Source organism: Actinoplanes sp. NPDC048791 (assembly GCF_040650095.1).
Classification (GTDB): domain Bacteria; phylum Actinomycetota; class Actinomycetes; order Mycobacteriales; family Micromonosporaceae; genus Actinoplanes.
This window is the reverse complement of record NZ_JBEZGQ010000321.1, coordinates 1-8,198: the sequence shown is the minus strand read 5'-3', so window position 1 is coordinate 8,198 and position 8,198 is coordinate 1. Positions and strand designations below refer to the sequence as shown.

General features: G+C 70.8%; 9 protein-coding genes. 3 read left to right on the top strand and 6 right to left on the bottom strand.

All coding sequences use genetic code 11. The annotated features are described in order from the left end of the window. A partial coding sequence (locus AB0C29_RS22745; protein WP_360823317.1) for a pentapeptide repeat-containing protein occupies nucleotides 1-1,495 on the top strand: 1,495 nt, incomplete at its 5' end. Here the strand turns inward: AB0C29_RS22745 and AB0C29_RS22740 are convergent. After that, nucleotides 1,492-1,695: a hypothetical protein gene (locus AB0C29_RS22740; RefSeq protein ID WP_360823314.1), complete on the bottom strand. Its 204-nt coding sequence runs from the start codon at nucleotides 1,693-1,695 to the stop codon at nucleotides 1,492-1,494. The genes AB0C29_RS22745 and AB0C29_RS22740 overlap by 4 nt on opposite strands. Nucleotides 1,696-1,839: 144 nt before the next feature. After that, on the bottom strand, nucleotides 1,840-2,862 hold the full coding sequence (locus AB0C29_RS22735; RefSeq protein WP_360823311.1) for an aspartate-semialdehyde dehydrogenase: 1,023 nt from the start codon (nucleotides 2,860-2,862) through the stop codon (nucleotides 1,840-1,842). Between the two features lie 111 nt (nucleotides 2,863-2,973). On the opposite strand from AB0C29_RS22735, the gene AB0C29_RS22730 reads away from it, so the two are divergent. Next, nucleotides 2,974-3,768, top strand: a complete 795-nt coding sequence (locus AB0C29_RS22730; protein ID WP_360823308.1) for a methyltransferase domain-containing protein — start codon at nucleotides 2,974-2,976, stop codon at nucleotides 3,766-3,768. Here the strand turns inward: AB0C29_RS22730 and AB0C29_RS22725 are convergent. From AB0C29_RS22725 to AB0C29_RS22710, 4 genes are all read right to left on the bottom strand, one after another. Then, nucleotides 3,765-4,379 carry a M15 family metallopeptidase gene (locus AB0C29_RS22725; protein WP_360823305.1) on the bottom strand — a complete coding sequence of 205 codons (615 nt, stop codon included), beginning with the start codon at nucleotides 4,377-4,379 and terminating at the stop codon, nucleotides 3,765-3,767. The two genes, AB0C29_RS22730 and AB0C29_RS22725, sit on opposite strands and share 4 nt — an antisense overlap. 80 nt (nucleotides 4,380-4,459) lie before the next feature. Further along, entirely contained in the window at nucleotides 4,460-5,074 is a 615-nt protein-coding gene (gene ribA / locus AB0C29_RS22720; protein WP_360548367.1) for a GTP cyclohydrolase II, read from the bottom strand. A gap of 90 nt (nucleotides 5,075-5,164) precedes the next feature. Then, complete coding sequence (locus tag AB0C29_RS22715; protein ID WP_360823302.1) at nucleotides 5,165-6,310, bottom strand: ABC transporter permease; 1,146 nt, start codon at nucleotides 6,308-6,310, stop codon at nucleotides 5,165-5,167. Next, nucleotides 6,311-7,222: a LysR family transcriptional regulator gene (locus AB0C29_RS22710; RefSeq protein WP_360823300.1), complete on the bottom strand. Its 912-nt coding sequence runs from the start codon at nucleotides 7,220-7,222 to the stop codon at nucleotides 6,311-6,313. Nucleotides 7,223-7,304: 82 nt separating this feature from the next. On the opposite strand from AB0C29_RS22710, the gene AB0C29_RS22705 reads away from it, so the two are divergent. Then, nucleotides 7,305-8,198, top strand: an 894-nt coding sequence (locus AB0C29_RS22705) for an MFS transporter (protein ID WP_360823297.1), incomplete at its 3' end; no start/stop codon positions are given.

The window sequence follows — 8,198 nt, the reverse complement described above, 5'->3', positions numbered from 1 at the left end:
GGCCGCGTTGCCGGTGCTGCGAGCGGCGGCCTTCTTCGCCGCGCCGGCCGAGGTCCTGGCCGCGGCGGCGGACTTGGCGGCGGCCTTGACCGCGGCCGAAGCCTTGCCGGCGGCGGACGTGGCAGTGGTGGCCTTACCCGCGGTCGCCTTACCGGCACCCGACTTACCGGCCCCGGCCTTCACGGAAGTCGACTTCGCGGCAACCGACTTGGCGGCGGTCGACTTGGCGGCGGTCGACTTGGCCCCAGCAGACTTCGCGGCAGCCGACTTGGTAGCGGCCGACTTGGTGGCGGTCGACTTCGCGGCAGCAGACTTAGTGGCGGTCGACTTCGCGGCAGCCGACCTGGTCGCGGTCGACTTCGTGGCGGTCGACTTGGCGGCGGTCGACTTCGCAGCCGGCGACTTGGCGGCGGAGGACTTCGCCGTGGTCTTCGCCGCAGTGGACTTCGCAGCCGCGGAACGAACCGACGTCCCACCGGCGGAACCCGAACGAGCCGAAGCGGAACGAGCAGAAGCGGACTTGGCCACCGCGGGCTTGGCAGCCGCCGACTTGCCCGCAGAAGACTTCGCCGCGGAAGACTTCCCGGTCGTGGACTTAGCAGCCGTGGACTTCGCAGCAGCCGACTTCGGGGCCACGGAAGACTTCCCAGCCGCAGACCTCGCAGCCGTGGACTTAGCGGCCGTGGACTTAGCGGCCGTGGACTTAGCGGCCGTGGACGTGGCGGCCGTGGAGTTCCCGGCGCCGGACTTCGCGGAAGTGGACTTCGCAGCCGCGGTGGACTTCCCAGCCGGCGACTTCGCCGCCGCGGACTTGGCGGCCGTCGACTTCGCGGAGGTGGACTTCGCGGAAGTCGACTTCGCGGCCGTGGTGGCCTTGGCACCCGCAGCCTTCACAACCGACGACTTAGCACCCGCAGACCGCGCAGCAGTCGAAGACTTAGCAACAGTCGACGACTTCGCAGCAGTCGAAGACTTGGCAGCGGTCGACGACTTCCCGGCCGCCGCGCCAGAACGCGCAGCCGCAGCGGTAACCGGCTTGACGGCCCCGGAAGCCCGCTTCACAGCGCCCGCCCGAGCCGAAGCCGACTTGGTAGCAGGCGCCTTCTTCGCGGTCGTCTTACTGGCCGGAGCCTTGCCGGCCGCACCGGACTTGGCGGCCGAAACCGACTTACCGGCGGTAACCGACTTGGCCGCGGAAGCAGCAGCAGCCGAAGTCTTGGGCTTGACCGCAGACCGCACGGCAACCGACTGCCCATTGGCAGAACTAGCAGCAGCAGTCCGCTTGGCAGCGGCAGCGGCAGGCTTGGCAGCAACGGACTTGGCGGCTACCGGGGACGCGGCGACCCGCGCGCTTCTGGCGCCGGTCGTGGCGGCCCGGGTCGGGGCCTTCTTGGGCACGGCCATGGGGAAGTTCCTCCTTGCGAATGACTGCGGGCTCGTCTCCGCCTGGAGACTGCAGGATTCCGGCTTGGACACAGGGGTCGAGCCGGCCTAGCTGACCTCCCCGGTCCAGCGGGCATCCTCGGCATCCCACGTCGCATTGCGCTTCTCGACGGTCTCGAGCGCCCGCGTGGCGTCGTCAGCGGAGGCGTACGGACCGAGCCGGTACTGCGCAGGACACACGTCGTCCCCGGTCTCGACCCGGTTGTGGCGGAGGCACCAGAAGTAGCCGCCGCCGGGCCCACTGTCGTTCATGCAATCACTGTGCACCTCAAATCGACCATGCGCTACCGATTCAGGCAAAAAGCCCGGTTTTTCCATAGTGGATTGTCGAAAAGACTCCCCGAAGGAACGACAAAGCCCGTCCCACCCAAGGGTGGAACGGGCCGGAGCAGGAACTCAGAGCGCGGCGGCCACCAGCTCGGCGACCTGGACCGCGTTCAGGGCCGCACCCTTGCGCAGGTTGTCGTTGGAGAGGAACAGCGCGAGACCGTTGTCGACCGTCTCGTCGGCGCGGATGCGGCCCACGAACGTCGGGTCCCGGCCGGCCGCCTGCAGCGGCGTGGGGACGTCGGACAGCTCCACGCCGGGCGCCGACGCGAGCAGCTCCCGGGCCCGCTGCGGGCTGATCGGCCGGGCGAAGCGGGCGTTGACCTGGAGCGAGTGACCGGTGAAGACCGGTACGCGCACGCAGGTGCCGGAGACCTTGAGGCCGGGGATGCCCAGGATCTTGCGGCTCTCGTTGCGGAGCTTCTGCTCCTCGTCGGTCTCGCCGAGGCCGTCGTCGACGATCGAGCCGGCCAGCGGCAGGACGTTGAAGGCGATCGGCTGGCTGAACGCCCGGGTCGCCGGGAACTCGACGGCGCTGCCGTCGAAGGCGAGCTCGGTGGCCCGGTCGGCGACCTTCTTGATCTGGTCGTCGAGCTCGGCCACGCCGGCCAGCCCGGCGCCGGAGACCGCCTGGTACGTCGTGGCGACCAGCGCGACCAGCTCAGCCTCGTCGTGCAGCGGGCGCAGCACCGGCATCGCGGCCATCGTCGTGCAGTTCGGGTTGGCGATGATGCCCTTGGGGCGCTGCGCGATCGCGTCCGGGTTCACCTCCGCCACCACGAGCGGGACGTCCGGGTCCATCCGGTACGCCGACGAGTTGTCGATCACCACCGCGCCGGCCTCGGCGACCTTGGGGGCGTACTCCTTGGAGCTGCCCTTGCCCGCGGAGAACAGGACGATGTCCAGTCCGCGGTAGTCGGCCGTGGCCGCGTCCTCGACGGTCACTTCGCCGTCACCCCAGGACAGGGTGCGTCCGGCGGAGCGGGCGGAGGCGAAGAGCCGGAGCTGGTCTACAGGAAACTGGCGCTCGGCCAGGATGCGGCGCATGACGCCGCCGACCTGCCCCGTCGCGCCTACGATGCCGATCCTCATGGCCACAAAACTACGGCCTGGCTGCCACTACACGAAATCGGGTATTCGCCGTCATCTCAAAATGCAGGATACGTCTCCCGAAATGCGAGACGTCGGCATAGCGTTCGCGGCATGGCTGCTGTCTACACCCACGGGCATCACGAATCGGTCCTGCGCTCGCACCGCTGGCGCACCGCAGAAAATTCGGCGGCGTATCTGCTGCCACGGCTGAAATCCGGCGACACCCTGCTGGACATCGGGTGCGGGCCCGGCACCATCACCGCTGATCTCGCGACGCAAGTCACACCCGGGCGGGTCACCGCCCTGGAGCCCACCGGACCGGCGCTGGACCTGGCCCGGGCCGAGATCGCCCGACGCGGACTGGACACCGTCGACTTCGCGGTCGGCGACGTGCACGCGCTGGACTTCGCCGACGACACGTTCGACGTCGTGCACGCCCACCAGGTGCTGCAGCACGTCGGCGACCCGGTCACCGCGCTGCGCGAGATGCGCCGGGTCACCAGGCCCGGCGGCGTGGTCGCGGTACGCGACAGCGACTACGCCGCGTTCGCGTGGTTCCCCCAGCTGCCAGAGCTGGACGAGTGGCTGGACCTGTACCGCCGGATCGCCCGCGGCAACGGCGGTGAGCCCGATGCCGGACGCCGGCTGCTGTCCTGGGCCCACGCCGCCGGGCTGAGCGACCCGGTCGTGACGTCGAGCACCTGGTGCTTCGCGACGCCGGAGGACCGCCAGTGGTGGGGCGGCATGTGGGCCGACCGCATCCTCAAGTCGGACCTGGCCCGGCAGGCCGCCGAGCAGGGTGCGGACCTGCAGCGGATCTCCGACGCGTGGCGGGCCTGGGCCGCCCACCCGGACGGCTGGATGTCACTGCTGCACGGCGAGCTGCTCTGGCAGAAGCCGGCTTAGACCGACTTCGGCTTGTACGCCCAGTGCCACGGCTCCCGGGGCGTGTTCTCCACGAAGCCGTACTTCTCGCCGTTGGCCCGCATCCACGCCTGCGCCTTGTTGTTCAGGTCGAGGTCGGTGGCCATGCCCCAGCCGTGTTCGCTGGTGCCGGGCTTGGCCGCCAGCCCGCCCTGCGAGTAGAGGCCCTTGCGGCGGGCCACGTCGACCTGCTCGGAGTACGAACGGTAGGAGTCGGTGATCCCGATGGTCACGCCCTGCGCCTTGGCATCACTGATCATCTTGTTGAGCGACTCGGCCGCCGGCGCCCACAGCTTGTGGTTGGTGTTGCCCACCTTCTCCAGCGCGTTGGCGGGGATCTTGCCGTTGCCGTAGCCGACCAGCTCGGTCGGGATCCCCTTGCTGTTCAGTGAGTACGACTTCGCCGGGCCCGCGGACGCCGCCGAGGACTGGGTGCCCATGGCGTCCGCGAGCGCGGTGGCGAAGCTGCCGCCCGACGCGGGGTCGGTCGACGTGGCCGACGACGTCTTGGCCGCCGTGGCCTGCTGGGTCTGCATCGCGATCATCCGGCTCTGGATGTCCGCGATCCGGCTGTTGACGGCCTCGATCCCCACAGCGAAATACCTCCGTGCTCCTACGGCATGTCGCCCTACCGTTCGGCGCTCCGGAAATATGACTGAGCGGAAACCGGAAGTCAGACCGCCAGGGGCAGGTCGATGGTGTGCGCGGTGTGGGCGACCTTGGCCTGCAGGTAACGCACGTTGGCGGCGGAGGCGTGCACGTGGGTCGGCACCACCTCGCGGACGTCGACCCCGAACGACCGCAGCTGGGCCGGTTTGTCGGGATTGTTGGTCAGCAGGTCGACCGCGCCCACGCCGAGGGCGGTCAGCATCTGCGCCGCGGCGGTGTAGTCCCGCTCGTCGTCGGCGTGCCCGAGTGCCCGGTTCGCCTCGTACGTGTCCAGGCCCAGGTCCTGCAGCGCGTACGCGTCGAGCTTGGCGTAGAGGCCGATGCCGCGGCCCTCCTGGCGCAGGTAGAGCAGGAAGCCGCCGACGCCGGCGATCCGCTCGACTGCCTCGCGCAGCTGCGGGCCGCAGTCGCAGCGCTCGGAGCCGAACACGTCGCCGGTGAGGCACTCGGAGTGCGGGCGGACGAGCGGCACCTCGGCCCCGAAGGCGTCGCCGAGGGCGAGCGCGAGGTGTTCCTTGCCGTCGGCGAGCCCGTCGAAGGTGATCACCTCGGCCGTGGTGACGTATCCGTCCGCGAACTTCAGCGGCACGGTGACCCGGCTGCGAATACCCAAAGACATGACAGCTCCCTCAGCACTTGACGCTTCAAGCACGGGATTGACCTTACGCCGCACTTGTTAAGGGAACCACGAGCCGAACGTCACAACGGATCAAGAAATACCGGGGGGAATCGGTACCGGCTCCCGCAGTTCGGCGCCCTCGATGCGGTCCCGCAGCTCCAGCTCGACCTCGCTGGTGCGGTCTCCGCGGTTCGGCAGCAGGTTCGTGACCAGCACGATCAGGCACCCGAGCCCGGCGTAGAGGGACAGCACCAGCAGGTGCGCGCCGATCGGGGCGGCCGGGAAATAAAGATTGTCGCGGACCGCCTGCACGCCGGCCCCGGTCGGCAGGTTCTCGCCGAGCAGGCGGCCGAACGCCGGCAGGAACTCGGGCAGGATGCTCGCGCCGGAGATGACCGTGCCGACGGTGAAGTAGAGGCCACCGAGCAGCGCGCCGCCCGGACCGAACAGGGCCACCGCGCCGGCCGTCGAGGCGGTGATCGCCAGCGACATCAGCGCGAAGATGCCGAACATCTCCGGGTGGTTCGCCTCCGCGCCGACGCCGAACCAGGTCATCGACCAGAGCACCACGGCCGCCGAGCCGAGCGCGTACACGATCAGGGTGCTGAGGTGGCCGAGGCCGCGCTTCCAGGAGCGCCGGGTGCGCGGGATCAGCCGGCCCAGCCCGACCGAGGCGATGGTGCCGCCCAGCGCGAGCGCCTGGGTGAGGAAGCCGAGCGAGGCGCCGTTGACGTCGTCGGCGGGCAGCGCCACCACGTCGGTGACCGCCGGGGCCGCGGCGAGCGCCCGTGCCTGCTCGACCGAGATTGTGTCGCCCTGCCCGGCCAGAGCCGCGAGCTGCTCGGCGTTCTGCTGGCCGACGACCGAGGTGTAGGTGGCTCGCAGCAGGCTCGCGGCGGCGGGACCGGCGGCGGAGGCGAGATACAGGTGCGGTTGCGCGGCGCTCGCGTCGACTCCGCCGTACACCTCGCGGCTCTTGATCCCGGCCCGCAGGTCCGTGACGTTGGCGTAGTCGCTGACCACGAAGACGCCGTCGCGTTCCAGCAGCTCGACGATCGGCGCGCGCTTGGCGTCGGGCGCGATCAGGCCCACCGGTACGTCGTGCGGGGTCGCCTTGTGGCCCATGCCCAGGTAATAGGCGGTCAGGCCCAGCTGCACCGCCACGCCGACGAGGCAGACCACCAGGGCGAACCGGCGGAACTGGCGAACCGACTGGATCTGCTGGTCGGAGGACATTTACCCAGCATCGCGGAGAGCGCCGGGCGGGCGCAGGTGATCGTCGATCATGCCGAGCAGGGCCCGCGCGGCCGCGCCCGGCGCGCGGACCGCCGAGGTGGCGACCCCGAGCGGCCAGTCCAGGTCAACGTCCGCGATCGGCCTGACCACAAGATCCACTTCATCCGGTACGGCGAAACGCGGCAGGATCGCGATGCCCAGCCCGTGCCGCACGAAGCCCGCACCGGTGCTGATGTCGACCACCTCCAGCGACACGTGGCGCTGCACCCCGGCCGCCGCGAACGCCCGGTCCACCACCGTGCGGTTGCCGTAGCCGACCGGGAAGTCCACGAACTGCTCACCGGCCAGGTCCTCGATCCGCACCTCCGGCCGTCCGGCGAGCCGGTGACCGGCGGGGAGCACCAGCTCCATCGGGCGCCACAGCAACTGCCGCAAGTGGACCCCGGCCGGCGGGCGCCCGGGCACCGAGACCATCGCCAGGTCCAGGCGGCCGTCGGTGAGCGCGTCGACCAGGCCGCCGGAGCCGCGGGTGGACACGGTCAGTTGCAGGGTCACGGCCGGGTGGGTGCGGTGGAAGCGGCCCAGCAGCGCCGGCAGGTCGACGAGCCCGATCGCGGTCAGCGTGCCGATCCGTACGGTGCCGCGCAGCCCGCCACGCACCTCGTCCACCGCGTCCCGGGCCGCCCGGGCGGCGTCGAGCGCGGCCCGGGCCCGAGGCAGCAGCGCGGCACCGGCGTCGGTGAGCGCAACCCGCTTGGACGTGCGTTCCAGCAGCGGCGCGTCCAGCTCGTGTTCCAGCGCCTTGATCGCCGCGGAGACGCCGGACTGCACAACGTGCAGGCGGGTGGCGGCCCGGGTGAAGCTGCCCTCCTCGGCGACGGCGACGAAGTAGGTGAGGTGACGGAGCTCCATACCCTCAACTATCGCATCCGGTGATAGGTATGAGCAGGAACCTTCGTTGGACCTGATGCTTGCGGCGACGCACTCTGAGGACATGACCGTTACTGCTTCACCCCAGGCGCCGCGGATCCGTCAGGGCTCCGCCCGGCACGGCACCGGCTTCTGGCTGATCGCCGCCGTCTTCGCGATCTCGATGGCGTTCTCCACCGTGCCCACCCCGCTCTACCCGCTCTACCAGCAGCAGGACGACTTCTCCCCGTTCACCGTGACGGTCGTCTTCGCCGTGTACGCGGTCGGTGTCGTCACCAGCCTGCTGCTCGCCGGCCACGTCTCCGACTGGGTCGGCCGCAAGCGCGTCCTGCTGCCGGCCCTGGCCCTGGAGGCCGTCGCCGCGGTGCTGTTCCTGGCCTGGCCGGCCCTGCCCGGACTGCTGATCGCCCGGTTCGTCACCGGCCTCGGCGTCGGCATGATCACCGCCACCGCCACCGCGTACCTGCTGGAACTGCACGTCGCGCACCGGCCGGACGCCGGGCGGGGACGCTTCGAGCTGATCTCCGCGGCGGCCAACCTGGGTGGGCTGGGCACCGGCACCCTGGTCGCCGGGGCGCTGGCGCAGTTCGTCGACGCTCCCCTGCGTACCCCGTACCTCGTCTTTCTGGTCCTGCTCGCGCTCAGCGCGGTCGCCGTCGCGGCCTCGCCCGAGACGGTGGTCGCGCCCGCCGTCGCACCCCGCTACCGGCCGCAGCGGATCCGGGTCGCCGCCGCCGACCGGCTGGGTTACGCGGTCGCCGCCGCCGGCGCGTTCGCCGGCTTCGCGGTCTTCGGCCTGTTCACCTCGCTGGCGCCCAGCTTCGTCGCCGGCTCCCTGCACCACCCCGGCCGGCTGCTCGCCGGCGTCGTGGTGTTCCTGGTCTTCGGGGCCGCGGCCGCCACCCAGGCCGGCGGTGAACCGGTGGGCCGGGCTGAGCAGTGTCGAGCCGGCCTGGGT